At 65.9% G+C, this 17,874-nt stretch carries 13 protein-coding genes; 4 read left to right on the top strand and 9 right to left on the bottom strand.

The genetic code is table 11. The annotated features are described in order from the left end of the window. From trpA to NDO48_RS25985, 4 genes are all read left to right on the top strand, one after another. Positions 1-474: tryptophan synthase subunit alpha (gene trpA / locus NDO48_RS25970; protein WP_267322661.1), on the top strand; the 474-nt coding region annotated here is incomplete at its 5' end. Positions 475-510: 36 nt separating this feature from the next. Further along, positions 511-1,434 (top strand): acetyl-CoA carboxylase, carboxyltransferase subunit beta, encoded by a 924-nt coding sequence (accD, locus tag NDO48_RS25975; RefSeq protein ID WP_267322662.1) that lies wholly within the window; start codon positions 511-513, stop codon positions 1,432-1,434. Between the two features lie 36 nt (positions 1,435-1,470). Then, positions 1,471-2,802 carry a bifunctional folylpolyglutamate synthase/dihydrofolate synthase gene (locus tag NDO48_RS25980; RefSeq protein WP_267322663.1) on the top strand — a complete coding sequence of 444 codons (1,332 nt, stop codon included), beginning with the start codon at positions 1,471-1,473 and terminating at the stop codon, positions 2,800-2,802. A gap of 192 nt (positions 2,803-2,994) precedes the next feature. Further along, entirely contained in the window at positions 2,995-3,378 is a 384-nt protein-coding gene (locus tag NDO48_RS25985; protein WP_267322664.1) for a VOC family protein, read from the top strand. 116 nt (positions 3,379-3,494) lie between these two features. Here NDO48_RS25985 and trxA read toward each other — a convergent pair whose 3' ends face one another. From trxA to NDO48_RS26030, 9 genes are all read right to left on the bottom strand, one after another. Then, positions 3,495-3,818 (bottom strand): thioredoxin, encoded by a 324-nt coding sequence (gene trxA, locus NDO48_RS25990; RefSeq protein ID WP_018430556.1) that lies wholly within the window; start codon positions 3,816-3,818, stop codon positions 3,495-3,497. Between the two features lie 73 nt (positions 3,819-3,891). Beyond that, positions 3,892-7,422 (bottom strand): double-strand break repair helicase AddA, encoded by a 3,531-nt coding sequence (gene addA / locus NDO48_RS25995; RefSeq protein ID WP_267322665.1) that lies wholly within the window; start codon positions 7,420-7,422, stop codon positions 3,892-3,894. Next, positions 7,419-10,544, bottom strand: a complete 3,126-nt coding sequence (addB, locus tag NDO48_RS26000; RefSeq protein ID WP_267322666.1) for a double-strand break repair protein AddB — start codon at positions 10,542-10,544, stop codon at positions 7,419-7,421. Before addB ends, addA begins: the two co-directional genes overlap by 4 nt. Beyond that, positions 10,541-11,245 (bottom strand): nucleotidyltransferase family protein, encoded by a 705-nt coding sequence (locus tag NDO48_RS26005; RefSeq protein WP_267322683.1) that lies wholly within the window; start codon positions 11,243-11,245, stop codon positions 10,541-10,543. Before NDO48_RS26005 ends, addB begins: the two co-directional genes overlap by 4 nt. A 29-nt stretch (positions 11,246-11,274) precedes the next feature. Beyond that, positions 11,275-12,786, bottom strand: coding sequence for a tRNA (adenosine(37)-N6)-threonylcarbamoyltransferase complex ATPase subunit type 1 TsaE (gene tsaE / locus NDO48_RS26010; protein ID WP_267322667.1), 1,512 nt, complete (start codon positions 12,784-12,786; stop codon positions 11,275-11,277). An 8-nt stretch (positions 12,787-12,794) separates the two neighbouring features. Continuing rightward, entirely contained in the window at positions 12,795-15,344 is a 2,550-nt protein-coding gene (locus NDO48_RS26015) for a PAS domain-containing sensor histidine kinase (RefSeq protein ID WP_018430551.1), read from the bottom strand. Between the two features lie 198 nt (positions 15,345-15,542). Then, positions 15,543-16,943: an adenosylhomocysteinase gene (gene ahcY, locus NDO48_RS26020; RefSeq protein WP_026227710.1), complete on the bottom strand. Its 1,401-nt coding sequence runs from the start codon at positions 16,941-16,943 to the stop codon at positions 15,543-15,545. Between the two features lie 149 nt (positions 16,944-17,092). After that, entirely contained in the window at positions 17,093-17,395 is a 303-nt protein-coding gene (locus tag NDO48_RS26025; RefSeq protein WP_018430549.1) for an HPr family phosphocarrier protein, read from the bottom strand. Next, positions 17,392-17,793, bottom strand: coding sequence for a PTS sugar transporter subunit IIA (locus NDO48_RS26030; protein WP_018430548.1), 402 nt, complete (start codon positions 17,791-17,793; stop codon positions 17,392-17,394). The genes NDO48_RS26025 and NDO48_RS26030 overlap by 4 nt, the downstream gene beginning before the upstream one ends. Positions 17,794-17,874 lie beyond the last annotated feature (81 nt).

Here is a 17,874-nt window from a genome sequence, read left to right on the forward strand (position 1 = left end):
GGCATCGATGGCCTGATCGTCGTCGACCTGCCGCCCGAGATGGACGCCGAACTCTGCATCCCCGCACTCAAGGCAGGTATCAATTTCATTCGCCTGGCGACGCCGACCACCGACGACAAGCGGCTGCCCAAGGTGCTGCAGAACACGTCAGGCTTCGTCTACTACGTGTCGATGACCGGCATCACCGGCTCGGCGCTGGCCGACACCTCGAAGGTTGCCGAGGCAGTGGCGCGCATCAAGGCGCACACCGACCTGCCCGTCTGCGTCGGCTTCGGCGTCAAGACCGCCGAGCAGGCGCGCACCATCGGCGCCTCCGCCGACGGTGTGGTGGTGGGCACCGCCATCGTCAATGCGGTGGCCAATGTCATCGGGCCGAAGGGCGAGAAGACGGCCGATCCGGCCGAGGCGGTTGCGACGCTGGTCAATGGCTTGTCCCAAGGCATTCGCGCCGCACGCCTTGCTGCCGCCCAATAAATATCCCATGTCCTAGGGTCGAAGAGGACCAAAACCATGAACTGGATCACGAACTTCGTTCGTCCGAAGATCAATTCGATGCTCGGCCGCCGGGAAATGCCCGACAATCTCTGGATCAAGGATCCCGAGAGCGGCGAGATGGTGTTCCACAAGGATCTCGAGGAAAACCAGTACGTCATCCCGTCGTCTGGCCACCACATGAAGATCTCGGCGAAGGAGAGGCTGCGCTTCTTCTTCGATGACGGCCGCTACGACACCATCGAGAATCCGAAAGTCGTCACCGACCCGCTGAAGTTCCGCGACGAGAAGCGTTATGTCGACCGCCTGAAGGACGCCAAGGCCAAGACCGGCATGGAAGACGCGATCCTGTCGGGCACCGGCAAGATCGAGGGCCTGCCCGTCGTCGTCACCGTGCAGGACTTTGCCTTCATGGGCGGTTCGCTCGGCATGGCCGCAGGCGACGCGATCATCCGCGCCTTCGAAGTGGCGCTGGAGAAGAAGCGTCCGCTGGTCTTGTTCGCTGCCTCCGGCGGAGCGCGCATGCAGGAAGGTATTTTGTCCCTGATGCAACTGCCGCGCACCACGGTCGCGGTCGATCGGCTCAAGGAAGCCGGCCTGCCTTATATCGTGGTGCTGACCAACCCGACGACAGGCGGTGTGACTGCCTCCTATGCGATGCTGGGAGACGTGCATATCGCAGAACCTGGTGCGCTGATCGGCTTCGCCGGCCCGCGCGTCATCGAGCAGACCATCCGCGAGAAGCTTCCGGAAGGTTTCCAGCGCTCCGAGTACCTGATGGATCACGGCATGGTCGACATGGTGGTGTCGCGCCTGGAGATGAAGTCGACGGTCGCCAACCTTTTGAAGATCCTGATGAAGACGCCGGCGGAGGCCAAGCCGGCCGAAGCCGAGATCTTGCCGCCTGTCGTGTCCGTGCCGGAACGCCGCCCGCAGGCCTGATCTGACCGCAGCCGCGTAGTGCCGGGGGGAAACGCCATGACCACGCTCGAAGCCGATGTCGAAATCGAGCGCCTTCTGGCGCTGCACCCGAAGGGCTTCGACCTTTCGCTCGACCGCATCACCCGGCTGCTCGAGCGGCTCGGCAATCCGCAGGACCACATCCCGCCGGTGATCCATATCGCCGGGACCAATGGCAAGGGCTCGTGCGCGGCGTTTTCGCGCGCCTTGCTCGAGGCGCAGGGCATGCTCGTTCATGTCCACACCTCGCCGCATCTGGTGAACTGGCACGAGCGCTATCGTCTCGCTGCACCTGGCGGCGGCAAGCTGGTGGCTGACGACGTGCTGGCCGATGCGGTACGTCGCGTCGGCGAGGCCAATCGCGGCGAAAAGATCACCGTCTTCGAAATCCTGACCGCCGTCACCTTCGTGTTGTTTGCCGAACATCCGGCCGACGCCTGCATCATCGAGGTCGGCCTCGGCGGCCGCTTCGACGCGACCAATGTCATCAAGCGGCCGGCTGTGTCGGTGATCATGCCGGTGTCGATGGATCATGAGGCCTATCTCGGCGACAAGGTGGAGCTCATCGCCGCCGAAAAGGCCGGCATCATCAAGCGCGGCTGCCCTGTCATCGTCGGCGCGCAGGAGAGCGAAGCCGCCCAGCAGGTGCTGATCGACACCGCCGAGCGGCTGAATTGCCCGCTCGAGGTCTACGGCCAGGACTTCCTCGCCTTCGAGGAAAACGGCCGGATGATCTTCCAGGACCCGACCGGGCTGATGGATCTCGTGCCGCCGCGCCTGCCCGGCCGACACCAGTATGCCAATGCTGCCGCGGCGATCGCGGCGGTGAAGGCAGCGGGTTTTCCGGTCGACGACCGCATCGCCGACAAGGCGATGGCCTCGGTGACCTGGCCCGGCCGGATGCAGCGCCTGCCGCAGGGTGCGCTGACCGATCTTGCACCGAAGGGTTCGGAAGTGTGGATCGACGGCGGCCACAATCCCGGCGCCGGCACCGTGATCGCAGAGGCGCTGACCGAGCAGGAAGAAAAGGTGCAGCGGCCGCTGTTCCTGATCTCCGGAATGATCAACACCAAGGACCAGACCGGCTATTTCAAGCCGTTCCACGGCATGGCGCGGCATGTCTACACCGTGCCGGTGCGGATGAGCGAAAGCGGCGTCCCCAATGAAGAACTGGCGGTGCGCGCGTCGGAGGCCGGGCTTTCGGCCGAGCCGGTGAGTTCAGTCGCCAATGCGCTGATGCTGCTGCGCGATACCTGGGACGAGGACGAGCCGGCCCCGCGTATCCTGATCGGCGGCTCGCTCTATCTGGTGGGCGAAGTGCTGGCCGAAAACGGAACGCCGCCGACCTGAGCGACAAAAGCCCGGTCGCCCCCCTCACCAATAAGCATGTGAGATGCCTTTCTCGCAGAAGCCGGTCATAGAACGACGGCTTTTGCGGCCGTTTTTTTGCGACCACAAATAACTTGCCTTGCATTTGTTCTTGTTATGTTCTTTCTGGTTCGACATGGATTTCCATGTCGAACCTTCGGAGGAATGGCAGAAATGAGTGTTTACGTGACCGTTGGCGCCCTGGAGTCCGCCACGTCGAACGCCTTCTATGACGCGGTCCTGGCAACCATCGGATGGAGCAAGCATACGGAGTTTCCGGGGTGGCGCGGATATTCCGAGGGCGGAACGGGCGAGGGGCTTGTCCTATGGGTCTGCAAGCCTTTCGACGGTGGGCCGGCGAGCGCCGGAAATGGCGCGATGGTGGGCTTCATGGTCAAGTCTCGTGCGGAAGTCGACGCTTTCCACGAAGCTGCCATGGCCAACGGCGGAACGGACGAAGGCGCACCTGATCCGCGCCCGCACTATGGCCCGCACTGGTACGCCGCATACATGCGTGACCCCGCCGGAAACAAGATCTCCGTGGTCTACAACGGCTAGCGCTTCGTAAACCGGCCTTACGGCTGCCTGCGGAAAGAAAAAGCCGCTCGTAACAGGACGTTACGAGCGGCTTCATTTTCAGCAGCGACTAAGGCTTCGCTGTCGCCTTGCAAACGTCAGGCGACGTTGCCGGCGATCCAGTGGGCCAGCGCGGTCTTGGGAGCGGCGCCAACCTTGATGTCGGCCACTTCGCCATCCTTGAAGATCATCAGCGTCGGGATCGAGCGCACGCCGAACTGGGCAGCGATCTCGGGGTTCTCGTCGATGTTGACCTTGGTGATCTTGACCTTGCCGGCGAGCTCGTTGGAAATCTCCTCAAGCGACGGGCCGATCATCTTGCAGGGACCGCACCACTCAGCCCAGAAATCGACCACGACCGGCTCCTTGGCTTCGAGCACGCCGGACTTGAAATTGCTGTTGTCGATCTTGACGGTGGCCATGATGCGATCCTCTAGAGTTAGCTGTCGCGCCATATGTGGTGGTTTGGGGCCCGACGTTCAAGCAGTTCTTGTGTCACGCTTGGGTGAGTCGAGCAAGGGCGGCGTCCATGGCCGCCACGGGCAGCGGGATCAGAAGCGGCGCCTCAGTGAAGAGCAAGGCAGCCGCAACCGACTTGCCCGGATAGAGCGGCCGGAGTAGCGCGCGGTAGAGCGCAAGCTGTACGATGTAGGCTCCGGGCACCTGTTCAAGCGAGGCCGGCGGCGAGGCATTGGTCTTGTAGTCAACGATCAAAACCTCGTTATCCGTGACCGCCAGACGGTCGATCTTGCCCGACACCGAACGCGCTTTCCCCCTGATGTCGAGACTGCCCATCACGGCCACTTCGGCGCGCGAGGCGCGCGAGAAGAGGGGCGCAAAGCGCGTGTCGTCGAGGATGGAGAGGACGGACGCGAGAGCCGAAGCGCGCTGCGCCTCGTCCCAGTCGCGGCCTGTTCGGGCGAGATAACGTTCGGCCGCCTGCCGCCGCTCTGCCGGGTCGAGACGCGGCAGCATCTGCAGCAGGCGATGCAGCGCCGAACCGCGGGCGATGGCAAAGGCAGGCTCGACCTCCGCATCCAGCACCGGCGAACGGCCTGAGATCACCGGCTCTTCGGTCTCCTCGATCAGGGCCGAGGCCCCCGACGGCGACAGCGGGCGCGGCAGGTCCTCGAAGGGCGGCGGCCGGTCGAACAGGCTTTCGGGCAGCGGCGCCGGGGCGACGATCTCCGCCGCCTCGCGCTCAGGCGCGATTTCCGCCGCACCCGACAAAGGCGTGACGCGGAAGCGGTGCACCTTGAGGTCGGCGACGACGGGATGGTCGCGCAATTCGCTTTCCGGCGCGGCCGACAGCGCGCGCGAAACGATCGAATGCCAGGTGTTGCCGCCGGGCGCGCGTTTGCCGTGATAGCCGCAGACGATGAGACGGTCTTCGGCGCGGGTCATGCCGACATAGAGCAGGCGACGGTATTCGTCGTCGGCCAGTTCGCGCGCTGTCAGAGCAGCGCCCTTGGAGAAGGCATTGGCGACATCGGCGCCGGCGCGCCAGAGATAGCCTTTGCCCTGCCAGTGTCGGGCACGCGGGATGAAAGGCATCAGCCGGGGCAAATGCTGGTCGCTGAACGGCGCCGAGCCGCTGTCGACCAGGAATACGACCGTCGCTTCCAGTCCCTTGGCGGCGTGCGCGGTCATGATGCGGACCTCGTCGCGGGTCTGGTCCATCTCGCGCTTGATCTCGGGTCCGGCGTTTTCCAGCGTCGACAGGAAGGCTTCGAGGCCGGGCAGGCCGGTGCGCTCTTCGGCGAGGCAGAAGTTGAGGAACTCGTCGAGAATGTCGCCGGCTTCCTGGCCCAGACGGGAAATCATTTTCTTGCGCACGCCATCACGGTCGCGACCGCCCGAGAGCACGCCTGAGTAAAACTCGAAGATCGGCCGGAAGGCGGCCTCGGTGGCCCAGGCTTCGAGCTGTTCGGAGACCGGTTTCAGCGCCGCATCCGTTTCGGCGGCCTCACGCAGTGAGGCGACCAGCGAGCGGCTGCCGGGTCGGCCAGAGGCGAGCGCGAACAGCGCCTCCTCGGAAAAGCCGAAGATCGGACTGCGCAGGACGGCCGCCAGCGAAAGATCGTCCTCGGGCTGGATGAGGAAACGACCGAGCGCGATGAGGTCCTTGACGGCGATGTGGCCGGGCAGGCTGAGGCGATCGGCGCCGGCGACGGGGATGTCGCGGCGTTTCAGGGCTCGGGAAAGGGCGTGGACGAAGCGGTCGCGCTTGCGCACCAGCACCATGACGTCGCCGGCACGCAGGCGCTTGCCGGTGCCCTCGACGATCTCGTCATTGTCGAGCCATTTGCGGATCGTTGCCGCGACCTGCTCGGCCACCACCACGGCGGGCGCGTGGGCATGGTCGATGGGCTTGCGCCAGTCGTCCGGTTCGTCGACCACATCGGTACCAACAGAAGGCCAGACCTCGACATAGCCGGGGGCGCCGGCGCGGATCGCCTTGTGGCTGGGCGGCTCGGGCGCGCGGGTGACGCCACGGCGGACCGTCGGGTCCTCGAACACACGGTCGACCGCCGACAGCACGTCGTCGGTCGAGCGGAACGACCAGGTCAGCGTGACGTCTTCGAAGCGAGCTTCGGCGGCGCGGACGCGGGCGGCAAATTCGTGCTTGCTGTCGTCGAAGGATTCAGGCGCGGCACCCTGGAAGGAATAGATCGACTGCTTCTCGTCGCCGACGGCGAAGACGGTGCGGTGGACATGATCGCGCGCCCCGAAACCGGAGAAGAACTCCTCGGCCAAGCGCTTGACCACTTCCCACTGGTCGGGGCTGGTGTCCTGGGCCTCGTCGAGCAGGATGTGGTCGATGCCCTTGTCGAGCTTGTATTGCACCCACGGCCCGGCATCGGGGCGGGCAAGCAGGTTGACCGTGCGGGTGATAAGGTCGTTGAAATCGAGGAAACCGCGCCCGGTTTTCAGCCGCTCATAGCGGGCGATCAGCCAGTCGGCGATGGTGAGTGCGGCGCGCGTCGCCTCGAGCATGCGGAAATGGGCGAGACGGTCTGCGGCCCGGATGATCGCCTCTGACGTCGCCTGGTAGCGTTCCGGCAGGTCGGGTAGGCGGTCGAGCAAAGCCTTCTTGAAGGTGCTCGCCGTGTAGGGATCGCCGTCAGCCTTGAGGAAGGCATCGGCCAACAGGCCGAGACGCCTGATCGGGTCGGGTTCGGCATAGGCCAGGCTGGCATAGGGCAGGATGTTGTTGAGCACGCTGCGTGCGTCGGTCGCCTCGGCAGCAGCGGCAAAGGCATTGAAGAATGAAGGCTCGAAACCGGGCAGAGGCCAGATCGAGCCAGCGATGGCTTCGGCGTTGTCGTCCTTGATAAAGCCGAACTCCTCGTACAAAGCGCCGAAGGGCCAGGAAAAATCCATGATCTGGCCGATGAAGGCGCGCAGGCCGTCGCGCTTGGCGACGATTTCGGACAGCAGCGCGTCGAGACCCGCCTCGCCACCGCGCTCCAGCACCATGGCAAAGGCTTCGGCCAGCTCGGGATTGGCCGCCCCCCCGGTCACCATCTCGCGCCGCGCAGTGGCAAAGAGCGTCGCTTCTATCTGCGGATCGAGCATCTCGAAATGGGCAGCGATGTTGGCTTCGAGCGGGAACTGGTGCAGCACCGACTCGCAGAAGGCGTGGATGGTCTGGATCTTCAGACCGCCTGGCGTTTCCAACGCCTCGGCGAACAGCCGGCGGGCACGTCGCAGCATCGCCCGGTCGGGCCGCGCGCCGTCGAGGGCGGTAATGCGCTCGGCCAGCTCCGCATCGGGCAGCATGGTCCATTCAGACAGGTTGGCGAACACGCGGTTCGACATGTTGGCGGCGGCGGCGCGCGTGTAGGTCAAACAGAGGATCTTCGACGGATCGGTGCCGCGCAACAGCAACCGCATCACCCGCTGCGACAGCACATGGGTTTTGCCCGAGCCGGCATTGGCCGACACCCAGACCGAATTGCCGGGATCGGAGGCGCGGGCCTGCCTGTCCGCGGTTTCTTGGGGGACGAAGAACTTCTTCTTCATTCCTCGCCCTCCGAACCGCCATCGCCGCCGGCCGACCATTCGAGCACGCGGGCGAGATGGTCGTAATCGCCGTCGGTTTCGCCCTCGCGGAAGGGCAGTGCGCGCGACAGATAGCCGGTGGTGGGATCGTCATAGTGGTGGAGAAGCTGCTCTAGCCTCATCCAGGCCTCTTCCGACAGCTCCGACGCCGATTTGGGCTTGCGGTTGTGTTCGAGGATCGATTCCTCGAACACCTCGCCATTGGGCTTGAGGCGGACGAAAGCAAGTTGCGACGGCTCGCGCTGGCCCAGTTCGCGGAAGGCGCCGCGACGGAGCAGGGCGCCTTCAAGTGCCAGCTGCGGCGCGATCAGCGTATGGGCCTGCGCCTTGGAGGGCGACGAGCCGGTTTTGTAGTCGATGATGTCGGCCATGCCGCCTGCAAGCAGATCGATGCGGTCCGCCCGACCTGACAGCGTGATGCCGGTGCGCCCGACTTCGGTCGCGGAAGCACCTTCCTCGGCATGGCGGCTGACGACAGCGGCGGCACGGCTGCGCTCCCATTCGAGGATGCCCTCGGCCATGCGTTCGAAACGCGGCCACCAGACGGCCTCGACATCGGCGGGCAAGGATGCCTCGGCGAAGCAGTGCTTGCCTGCGGCGATGAGAACGTCGAGCGCCTGCGGCGCGCGCGGGTCGCCGACCGTCGCCGAGAACAGGTGCAGAATGTCGTGGAACAGCGTGCCACGCTCGGCGGCACCGGGATCCCGCACCAGCGGATCGATGGCCGACAGGCCGAGGATGCGGCGCGCATAGACGGCATAAGGATCGCGGCGCAGCGTTTCGATCTCGGTAACGCTGAAGCGGCGCGGCCGCACCGCGACCGGCGGCCTCGGCTCGGGGCGGGCGGCGAAGTCGGTCTTCTGGCCGGCATCGAGTTGCCGGGCCCAGCCGAGAAGCCTTGTGCCGCGCTGACGCAACACCGCCGCATGGTCGGGGCCGATATAGGTGAGCAGGCGCTGGAGCCAACGCGACGGCACGGCGGGCGCATCGCCAGAGCGCGCCGAGCGCGACAGCACGACGTTCCTGGCGCCCATCGCCATCTGGAAATCATGGGCGGCGAGGCCGATGCGGCGCTCCGGCGGTTCAAGGTCAATGCCCGATTTCATGACGCGCGACATGAAGCGGTCGGCCTCGGCCTTGCGCGGCCAGCTGCCTTCGTTGAGCGCGCCGATGACCAGCGTGTCGACGGTCTGGAGACGAGCCTCCAGCGCACCCCAGATGGAGATGGCGCGGTCGGCGCCCTGCGACGGCTTCACCGCCTCTGGCGCGACAAGTGCGTCGAGCACGTCGGGCCACTCGGCGGCGGCGAAGCTGAAGCTCGCCTGGGCCGAGACCAGCCCGCGCAACGTTTCGGCCAGCTTGGCGCCGGCATCACCATCATAGAGGGTCGCAAGCCCCCCAAGCTCGTCCCGGCCCAGATATTCCAGCGCCTCGACGGTGGCGCGAACGACCGCACCGAGTTCGATGGCCTCGTCGCCGCGAAGGGCAGTCAGCGGTGCGACTGCTGCAACCAGCCTGGCTGCAACGTTGCGCGCGTCCTCGATGCGGCGGACATTGATGCGGTCGAACCAGAAGGGCTTGCGCGATGCATCGCCAATGCCGGTGAGACGGGTGTCGAAATCCTCGGCAAGCCGGGCAACATCGGGGCGGCCGACGCCGCCGCGTAGCACCACGAGCTCAATGGTTTCGGCGGCGCGCCTGACCACATGACGCTCCAGCCCGAGGCGCAGCAGCGGGTGCTTGAGCAGCGACAGAACGGCGACCGGGTCGCCGGGGCGGATCGCCGCCTCGACCATCGTGCGCAGAAGTGCTGCCGGTGGGGTGTTGGCGAGCGGCACGCCGCCGGAATCGTCGGCCTGGATGCCGAAACGCCGGAGTTCGGAGGCGACGCGGCGGGCAAGGTTGCGGTCCGAGGTGACGAGGGCGGCGCGATGGCCGTCCTGTGCGACCGCCTCGCGCAGCGCGATGGCGATGGCGGCTGCCTCGTCGCGTTCCTGGGCGGCTTCGAGCAGCGTCACGCCGGCAAGGGCATCTGATATCTCGGCGTCGCTGACGCCGCCGCGCTTCTGGGCCCAGGCGTCTGTGGTTTCGGCCGGGCGCAGCGCCTCGCCGACGATGGCCGCGCGCGCAGTCAGCGCCGGCGGCGACACGCCCAGCTCCTCGATGTCGCGACGCAGGACACCGATCTTGCCGATCAGCTTGGCGAGACCATATTGCGGATGGCCGAGCACCGAGGCGCGCAGGTCGGGCGCGGTGATGGCCTCAAGGGCGGCCTCGTCGAGCGTGGCATCAAGACCGGGCAGGACGACCGCGCCACGCTGAAGGCGGGCGATGGCCGCGAGCAACTCGGCGGTTGCAGGAATGGAGCCGGTGGAACCGGCGGCGATGACCGGACCGACCGGCGGATTGCGCCTCAGACGCTCGGCCTCGAGCCGGATCAGCGCGCTGCGGTGGGCCGCCGGGTTGGATTGGTCGCGCTCGGCGAGCAGATCGGGCCAGACCGAGGTGACGATGGACAGGAAGTCGAGCGTGACCTGCCACCAGCCTGAGAGTTCGCCGGTGACGAGGCCAGCGAGCTTGGCCCAGTCGGAACCTTCGGTCTCGATCTCGTCCATCAGACCGGCGAGATCGCGTGCCAGCCAGATGGCGTCGGCGGCCGAGGCCGGCACGACCACCTCTTCCTCGAACAGGGCTGCGACATGGGCAGGCAGGCGACGCTTCCAGGCGCGCACCAGCGGCGCAAGCAACAGCAGCCGGTCGGTGGACGAAACGGGCGGTGCGAGATCGAGTGCTGCCGTACCTTCGGCCTCGAAGGCGGCCTCGTCCTCATCGAACTCGCCAAGCGGCTTGATCACGGGCAGGATGGCCGAACGGCCGCCGGCGGCGTCGACGAAGACACCACGCAAGGCGCGCGCCGCACGGCGCGTCGGCACGTAGATGGTGACGTCGGCCAAGGCCAGCGGGTCGCCGTCAAAGCGGAAATCGGGGATCAGGCTGCCGTCGAGCAGGGATGCCGCCAGCGTCGGCAGGAAGGGGGCGCCGGGCGGGATGGAATAGACGCGTGGCGACGCGCGCCCGCTCATTGCGCCCCTGCCAATGCCCTTTTCACCGCGGCCTCCGCAGGGACGATGGCGTCAGGCGTGCCGACGGTTATCCAGCTGCCTTGCATGGGCATGCCGAACAACCGGCCGGCCGAAATCGCCTCATCGAAATAGCGGTTTAGCGAGATCGCACCAGCAGGCGCGTCGGCGAAGATGCGGGGATGGATGATCGCAGCACCCGCATAGATCAGCCCGTCGGGCGATCCTGCGGCGCGGCGCAGCTGGCCGTCGGGCGCGACGAGGAAATCGGTGCCGCCGGAATGGCCGGTCGCCTGGGGGAGAGCCGCGAGCATGATGAGAATATCCATGCGGGCGTCGTCCCAGGCAAGGGCGAGGCGAGTGAGGTTCGGTGTGCCCTCGTCGACCCAGAAGGTGTCGGCATTGACGATGTAGAACGGATCGGTGCCAAGCTCGGGCAATGCCTTGACGATGCCGCCGGCGGAGTCGAGCAGTCCGTCGCGCTCGTCGGAGATGGCGATGCTCGGTGCCCGGCGGGACGCGGCATGCGCGACGATCTGGTCGGGGAGATAGTGGACGTTGACCACGGCCTTTTCGACGCCTGCCATGGCCAGGCTGTCGAGCCCCCAATCGAGCAGGGTCTTGCCGGCAATTTTTACCAGCGGCTTGGGAATCGTGTCGGTGATCGGCCGCATGCGCTTGCCGAGACCGGCTGCGAGAACCATGGCGACCGACGGGATCTTGGCAGGCCCACTCACGCGTCAAACTCCTCGAGCAGGCGGTTGTCGCGGTAAAAGTCGCGCAGGCCGGTCAATGCGGGATGTGCGAGCGCGCGGTGCAGGTAATCGCGGATGCGCGGCAGGTGCTTGAGATATTGCGGCTTGCCGTCGCGGCGGTCGAGCCGGACGAAGATGCCGAGGATCTTCGAGTTCCGCTGCGCCGCCATGATGGCGTAGGCTTCGCGAAAGGCAGCCTCGTCGAAGCCGCCGGCAGCGTTGCGGGCGGCGACATAGGCATCGACGGTGGTCCGCTCGATCTCAGGCGAGACAGTCACGCGTGCGTCCATGGCAAGCGAGGCGACGTCATAGGCGACGGGGCCGATCAGCGCGTCCTGAAAGTCGACGATGCCGAGCCGGGCGAAACCCTTCTCCTCCGTACGCCAGATGATGTTGGGCGAGTGATAGTCGCGCAGAACCAGGCCGTATTGTTTGTCGGTGAGGCGGTCGAAGACGGCGTTCCAGGCGGCGCGGTAACCATCGCGCAGCGCATCGGAGGCGGGCGCACCCGACACGGCCGGCACATACCAGTCGACCAGCAGGTCGACCTCGATCATCAGCGCGCCGCGGTCGAAGGGCGGAACCTCGTGGACGACGCCGGGGGCGGCTTCGAGCCGGTCATCCCAATGTTTCCCGTGAATCATTGCCAGCAATTCGGCAGCGGCGGCATAACGTTCGGCGACCGGATTGCCCTCTGGGTCAAGGAATGCGCCCGTTCCCAGATGCGCGAGGAGCAGAAAACCCTGGTCGAGGTCCTGGGCGACGATGCCCGGTACGGTGACGCCGCCCGAGGCGAGCGCCCGGTCGACCGCCGCGAAGGCGGCAACCGTCTGTGCGGTGTGAGCGATCTCGGCATAGGGCTTGCCGTCTCGAACCGGCGGTCCGAGCACCAGGCGCGGTGAATTCATCAGCACCAACGGCGCATGACCGTCGAGCGTCACCGTCTCATAGGCGCGAGCGGAGGCGTCGCCGATGAAGCGGGCGCGATGGGCTTCGCCCCAACCGGAAGCGGCAAGAAAGTCGCGCATGGCGAGCGAACGGGCCATGCGGTCGAAAGCGGGGCCATCGCCCGAAATGATGATGCGGCGGCCGTCGCCTTCATGCTCGATGGCAAGCCGCAGGCTGGTGGTCGGCATGGCGGCGGCCGCGCGCTCGGGCCACTCGACCAGTGCCACGCCGGAGGCAACCGCCTCGTCGAAGCCGAGCTCGTCGAGCTCCTCCGACGAGGACAGGCGGTAGAGGTCGAAATGGTGGACCGGAACCGGCGTGTCGTAGCTCTGGACCAGGGTGAAGGTCGGGCTCGGCACCTCGTGGCGGGGGTCGCCCGCCAGCGCCCTGATCAGGCCGCGCGCCAAGGTCGACTTGCCGGCGCCGAGATCGCCGTCGAGCAGGAACACGTCGCCCGGCCTGACGGCCATGGCGAGGTCCTCGCCCAGCCGCGTGGTGGCTGCCTCGTCGGGCAGGAAGCGCTCCAGCGATCTGGCCGTCATGAAGGGATCTACTCCGCCGCCACCCGGACGCCGGCCGGCGCGCCAGGGAACAGGCAGATGACTGTTGTGCCGCGGTCGGTGCCGCTGTCGATGCGGACCGAGCCGCCATGCAACTCGACGAAACTCTTGACGATGGACAGGCCAAGACCGGCGCCACGGCGGCGGCCGCCATTGACGCGGGATTCGAAGCGCTGGAACACCGTGTCCAGCACCTCCGGCGGCATGCCGGGTCCATCGTCATGGACGGAGAATTCGACACCCTCGGCGCGCTGGCGGCAGGCGAGCGTGATGGTGCTGGCGGCCGGCGCGTAGTTCACCGCATTGCTGAGCAGGTTGTAGAGGACCTGGCGCACGCGGGTCTCGTCGCCGCTGAAGCTCTTGGGCGCGGCGGCGATGTCGATCGAAAGTCGGATCGAATGCTCCTGCAGCCGATCGGCGACCAGCTCGGCCGCCGCCTCGATGGCGCGGTCGACATGAACCTCGGAAATGTCGAGCTGCATGATACCGGCATCGACGGTTGCGAGGTCGAGGATGTCGTTGACGATGGTCAAGAGCACGCCCGAGGACGAGCCGATGTGCTCGACATATTCGCGTTGGCGCTGCGACAGCGGGCCTGTGCCTGGCAACGACAGAAGCTCAGTGAAGCCGATGATATTGGTCAGCGGCGAGCGCAGTTCGTAGGAAACGTGCTGGACGAACTCGTTCTTGATCTGGTCGGCGCGCTGCAGGGCCTCGTTCTTGTCCTTGAGCGCGCGCTCCATATTGACGCTGTCGGTGACGTCGACAAAGGTCAGCATCACCTGGCCGTTGGGCAGGTGGACGACGGCGTGCTGCAGAACCGTGCCGTTGCGCAGCTCGGTCTGGCCGCGGCGGTCGCTGCGTTCGTCGAAGCCGGTGACGGCCGCCACGAAGTCGGACCACGGGCTGATCTCGGCACGCATGTCGCATTCGGCGCGGATGGCCGAGATGTGGGTGCTCGGCCGCAGGATGTCGTCGGAGACACCCCAGAGCTGGCCAAAGGCCGGGTTGAACAGGCGGATGCGGCCATCGGGCCCGAACACGACGACGCCCTCTGCCAGATTGTCCAGCGTCTCGCCCTGGACACGGACGGCAGTGGTGTAGCGGCTTTCGAGATCGATCTTCTCGGTCAGGTTCTCGAACACCCAGGTGACGCCGCCCTTGGGCTGCGGATTGGCGACGACGCGGATGGTGCGTCCGTCGGGCAGGTGCCAGAGATGTTCCTGCGGATCGACGGCGCGGTAGGCGCCGAGCAGGTTTTCCTTCCAGCGCCGCCATTCCGGTTGCTCGGGTAGCTTGCGCTCGCTGCGCAGGCGATCGAGCAGCAGCGCATTGTCGGGCGCGCTGGTGAGATAGCCGGCGTCGAGGTCCCAGATCTTCTGGAACGCCTGATTGTAGAAGCGCAATTTCTGGTTGGCGTCGAAGGTAGCCACGGCGGTGGCCACCTGGTCGAGCGTGTCGGCATGGCTGCGCACGACCTGGCCGTATTCGTCGCGGATGGCATCGGCAGCGCTCATGTCGACGGCGATGCCGGCGGAGCCGTCGCGGCCGAGGATGTCGGTGACGGCAAACATCTTGCGGTCGCCGTCGATGACGGTCGACAGCTGCTGCTGGAACAGCGGACGGGACTGGTGCTGCTTGGCGATCGCCTCGCGTGACTGGGTGCCGAGGAACTCCTTGCCGTCGCGAATGACGGCCGAGCCATCGATGGCCTCGACCGCCTTGGCATAGGCCCTGTTGACCCATTTCAGGCGGCCGTCGGCGTCGCGCATCCAGAACGGCATCTCGACGGCATCGATCAGGCCGACGAGCGTCTCGTATTCCGCGCCGATGCGCTGGTTCTCAAGCTTCAGCCGCGCCTGGAGGCGCTGTGCCTCGGAAATGGAAATGAAGCGCACGATGATCTGGGTGCCGCTCTTGCGGCCCTGGACCTCGAGCGCAGCACCCGCATGGGTCTCCGCCACCAGTTCGAAGGCGGTTCCCTTGTCGCGCAGGCCGGCGATTGCATTTTCGAGCGCTGCCGCAGAGCGCGGCATGAGCCAGCGGCCGAAGGCGAGGAAGGCGGCGCGATCGTCCGGCACGCCGGTTTCGACCGGCAGCGAGCCGATCAGCTCGGGCTTCTTGTTGTCGTTGGCCCAGACGATGACGCGCTGGTCACGCAGATTGAGCAAGGCCTCGGTGCGCTGGACCGACGCGTTGAGGTCGGCGACGCGGCCGCGCAGGTCGCCGTTCTCGGCGGCGAGACGGGCCCGCTCGCGGATCAGTGCGACGGCGGAGATCATGGCGGCGCCGATGACGCCGACGAAGACGGCGAGCTGGATGACGTCGACCGTGCTGACGGAAAGGCCGGCGACGGACGCCTGCTGGGCATGCGCAAAACCGAGAGGCGTGCAAAGAGCTGATGTGCCGAGGGCAAGGCCGGCTGCACGGCGGCCCAGCCGGCGCACCGCCTGCCACCTGCCGCCCGCAAGGGCCTTCCGCGAATCTTCATGGCCGCCGGAAACGGCTCGTCCCGCTGAAAGCGGGTATTCCCCCGGCATGTCTTGTTTTCCTTTGTGCCGCCCGAATGCAAGACCGCCCTGAAGCGCCCGGCTTTCCCCGCCAAGAACGAGCGCGTGACGAATCACGTCACAATAACCCCTAGGCGAATCGTCGTGAAGAAGGCGCGCCTCCAAAAAGAGAAGCCGGGCGAAAGTCAATCGCCCGGCTTCAATATCTTGTAGGTACTTTCGCTATGGTTAATAGCGGTAGTGTTCCGGCTTGAACGGGCCCTTCGGCGTCACGCCGATATAGGTAGCCTGCTCATCAGACAGGGTGGTCAGCTTGGCGCCGAGCTTGTCGAGATGCAGCCGCGCGACCTTCTCGTCGAGATGCTTGGGCAGGACATAGACCTCGTTCTTGTACTGGCCGGGCTTGGTCCAGAGTTCGATCTGGGCCAGCGTCTGGTTGGTGAACGATGCCGACATGACGAAGCTCGGATGGCCCGTCGCGTTGCCGAGATTGAGCAGACGGCCTTCCGACAGAAGCAGCATGCGCTTGCCATCGGGGAAGGAAATCATGTCGACCTGCGGCTTGACGTTGGTCCACTTGAGATTGCGGAGCGCCGCGACCTGGATCTCGTTGTCGAAGTGGCCGATGTTGCCGACGATGACCATGTCCTTCATCGCCCGCATATGGTCGAGGGTGATGACGTCCTTGTTGCCGGTCGTGGTGATGACGATGTCGGCGGTCGGGGCAGCGTCCTCGAGGGTGACGACTTCATAGCCGTCCATCGCGGCCTGGAGCGCGCAGATCGGGTCGACTTCCGTGACCTTGACGCGGGCGCCCGCACCCTGGAGCGAGGCTGCCGAGCCCTTGCCGACGTCGCCGTAACCGCAGACGACCGCGACCTTGCCGGCCATCATGACATCGGTGCCGCGGCGGATGCCGTCGACCAGCGATTCCTTGCAGCCGTATTTGTTGTCGAACTTCGACTTGGTGACCGAGTCGTTGACATTGATCGCCGGGAAGGGCAGCAGGCCCTTCTTCTGCAGCTGGTAGAGACGGTTGACGCCGGTGGTGGTCTCTTCGGTGACGCCGCGGATGGCAGCCTTGTGCTTGGCGAAGAAGCCCGGCGTCTCAGCCATACGCTTCTTGATCTGGGCGAACAGGATCTCTTCCTCTTCGCTGCCCGGGTTGGACAGGACGTCCTCGCCAGCCTCGGCGCGGGCGCCGATGAGGATGTACATGGTGGCGTCGCCGCCATCGTCGAGGATCATGTTGGTGGGGCCGCCATCGGTCCACTGGAAAATCTGGTCGGTGTACTGCCAGTATTCCTCAAGGGTCTCGCCCTTGACGGCGAAGACCGGGATGCCGGCATCGGCGATTGCCGCCGCTGCGTGGTCCTGGGTCGAGAAGATGTTGCACGAGGCCCAGCGGATGTCGGCGCCGAGCGCCTTCAGCGTCTCGATCAGCACCGCCGTCTGGATGGTCATGTGCAGCGAGCCGGAAATGCGCGCGCCCTTGAGCGGCTGGGCTTCACCGAACTCCTCGCGGCAGGCCATCAGGCCCGGCATCTCGGTTTCGGCGATCTCGATTTCCTTGCGACCCCAGCCGGCGAGCGAAATGTCGGCGACCAGATAATCCTTGCTACCCGTCATGGCTTGCTCCGATTCCTGTTTGCTGCGCGCCAAAGCGGGAGGCTGAAAAGGGCGCGCGAAGTGACGGCCTGACTACCAGATCAGCCCGCACCCGACAATGGGACATAAAGAAATCTTTATTCGTGCATGTCACCGACAGATGCCGACGATCAGCATTCCTCGCCGAAGCGCGCTGCGACGAGGGTGGCCAGCGCTTCCATCGCCTGGGGCGCTTCCGGGCCCGTGGCAGTGACCGTGATGGTGCAGCCAGGGCTGGCGGCCAGCATCATCAGCCCCATGATCGAGGTGCCCCCGACCGAGATGCCGTCCTTTTCGACGGTGACGCAGGCCTGGAACTCGTTGGCGATCTGGACGAACTTGGCCGAGGCGCGGGCATGCAGCCCGCGCTGGTTGACGATCGGCAGTTCGCGGGTGATGTGGCCCTGTTCGGGCGAATAGGGCATGCCGCTCATTTGCCGCTCAACACCTGGCTTGCAACGTTGATGTATTTCCGGCCGGCCGCCTGGGCCTCCTCGAGCGCCATGGTCATGTTGTCGGCCTTGCGCACGCTGGTGAGCTTGATCAGCATCGGCAGGTTCATGCCGGCGATGACCTCGACCTTGCCCGCCTCCATCACCGAAATGGCGAGATTGGAGGGCGTGCCGCCGAACATGTCGGTGAGCACGACAACGCCGTTGCCGGTATCGGCCCGGCCGACGGCACTGATGATATCGCTGCGGCGCTGCGCCATGTCGTCGTCGGCGCCGATGGAAACTGTCTCGAAGTTTTCCTGCGGTCCGACGACGTGTTCCACTGCATGGCGGAACTCCTCGGCCAGCTGACCGTGCGTCACTAGCACGAGTCCAATCATTCTGGTTTGACTCCCGTCATGGCCCCTTCACAGCCGCGCAGTATTCTTGCCGCCATGGTGGAGGGCGGGAGCGCTATCTTG

It is taken from the genome of Aminobacter sp. MET-1 (genome assembly GCF_026521175.1).
GTDB lineage: Bacteria > Pseudomonadota > Alphaproteobacteria > Rhizobiales > Rhizobiaceae > Aminobacter.

Excerpts from the sequence above, each read along its gene's own strand:
- accD (WP_267322662.1), top strand. The coding sequence starts at position 511 with ATGAACTGGATCACGAACTTCGTTCGTCCGAAGATCAATTCGATGCTC.
- tsaE (WP_267322667.1), bottom strand. The coding sequence starts at position 12,786 with ATGACGGCCAGATCGCTGGAGCGCTTCCTGCCCGACGAGGCAGCCACC.
- NDO48_RS25980 (WP_267322663.1), top strand. The coding sequence starts at position 1,471 with ATGACCACGCTCGAAGCCGATGTCGAAATCGAGCGCCTTCTGGCGCTG.
- NDO48_RS26015 (WP_018430551.1), bottom strand. The coding sequence starts at position 15,344 with ATGCCGGGGGAATACCCGCTTTCAGCGGGACGAGCCGTTTCCGGCGGC.
- NDO48_RS26025 (WP_018430549.1), bottom strand. The coding sequence starts at position 17,395 with ATGAGCGGCATGCCCTATTCGCCCGAACAGGGCCACATCACCCGCGAA.
- NDO48_RS26005 (WP_267322683.1), bottom strand. The coding sequence starts at position 11,245 with ATGGTTCTCGCAGCCGGTCTCGGCAAGCGCATGCGGCCGATCACCGAC.
- NDO48_RS25985 (WP_267322664.1), top strand. The coding sequence starts at position 2,995 with ATGAGTGTTTACGTGACCGTTGGCGCCCTGGAGTCCGCCACGTCGAAC.
- ahcY (WP_026227710.1), bottom strand. The coding sequence starts at position 16,943 with ATGACGGGTAGCAAGGATTATCTGGTCGCCGACATTTCGCTCGCCGGC.
- NDO48_RS26030 (WP_018430548.1), bottom strand. The coding sequence starts at position 17,793 with ATGATTGGACTCGTGCTAGTGACGCACGGTCAGCTGGCCGAGGAGTTC.
- trxA (WP_018430556.1), bottom strand. The coding sequence starts at position 3,818 with ATGGCCACCGTCAAGATCGACAACAGCAATTTCAAGTCCGGCGTGCTC.
- addB (WP_267322666.1), bottom strand. The coding sequence starts at position 10,544 with ATGAGCGGGCGCGCGTCGCCACGCGTCTATTCCATCCCGCCCGGCGCC.
- addA (WP_267322665.1), bottom strand. The coding sequence starts at position 7,422 with ATGAAGAAGAAGTTCTTCGTCCCCCAAGAAACCGCGGACAGGCAGGCC.